Source organism: Dermacoccus sp. CCH2-D9, from assembly GCF_001556795.1.
Taxonomy (GTDB): Bacteria; Actinomycetota; Actinomycetes; order Actinomycetales; family Dermatophilaceae; genus Dermacoccus; species Dermacoccus nishinomiyaensis.
This window is the reverse complement of the sequence record NZ_LSJT01000016.1, coordinates 1-1,128: the sequence shown is the minus strand read 5'-3', so window position 1 is coordinate 1,128 and position 1,128 is coordinate 1. Positions and strand designations below refer to the sequence as shown.

Below are 1,128 nucleotides of genomic sequence, written 5' to 3'. Positions count from 1 at the left end.
TGCAGATCTGGCCGATCCGGGCGAGCGTCGCTCCGGATGGTGGGGGCGACGGCGCCGCCCAGCTTGCTGCTCACAGTAGGCGGTTGACGCAGACGGGTACAGCCCCCGCGGGGTGAGGGGGCGTAAGAATAGACCTCGAACGCCCCGTCATGGCTGGAGAGTGTCATGAGGTTGCTCGGGCGCTGCGTGAACCATCTCACACGATGGTCGAGTCTGAGAGCGGCGTGGGCTCGAGGGGTGATGACCAACCGCGGTGTCGGGGTCGTGACCCCAGCGTCGCGCGGTGGAAGGGAGCTGGAGGCGGTCGCTCGTCGCCCCGACGAGCCGTGTCGTCGTCATGAGGAGTGATGGGGTGGCAGGAGCTCTGCCTGGGTGGTGAGGAGTTGTGGCTGTGGCGTCCAAACGCGGCGCATCCGGCTGCTGCGGGCACGGCTTCTAGGATGGCGTGGTGACGACGCCTGCCCATCCCAGTTTTCTCCAGGAGTTCTTCCGCTTCGGCCCGCACGCGGGTGCTCACCGGGTGGCGGCGCGGGCCGGCGTTTCGGTCTTCGTCCCGCTCACTCTGCTGACGGTGACCGGGCACCTCGACTGGTCGGCGTTCGCGGCCTTCGGGGCATTCACGTCCCTCTACGGACGCGCCGCGCCGCATGCGGAACGCACGGCGTTGCAGATGACCGTCGCCGGCGTCCTCGTCATGGCGGTGACGCTCGGATGCGCCGTCGGGCTACTGCCGCATCACCAGTGGTGGCTCATCGCCGCCGGTGCGCTCGTCGCCGCGGCGGCGTCGTTGTTGTCGGACGCCTTCCGCTGGCACCCGCCGGGGCCATTGTTCGTCGTGTTCGCGTTCACCGTCTGCGCGACGCTGCCCGCGGCGGCGTCGAACGTCGCCGTCGGCTTTTTCGTCTCCGCGGCGTCGGCTGCGTTCTCGGTGCTCATCGGACGTGTCGGCCTGTTGCGCGAGACGGGGGAACGTCGTTGGATTCCGTTGCCGCGGGCCAGGATCCGTGAGGCGTGGCAGGCTGAGGGGACGCGCGTGCACCTCGCCCGGTTCGTCATCGCGGTGGGCGCGGCGGGCGTCGTCGGCAAGCTGATCGGGACGCAGTACGGCGGCTCGCATCCCTATTGGGC

General features: G+C 69.6%; 1 protein-coding gene. It reads left to right on the top strand.

All coding sequences use genetic code 11. The features are described 5' to 3' along the window. Positions 1 to 448: 448 nt before the first annotated feature. Positions 449 to 1,128: hypothetical protein (locus tag AX669_RS01405; protein WP_062256133.1), on the top strand; the 680-nt coding region annotated here is incomplete at its 3' end.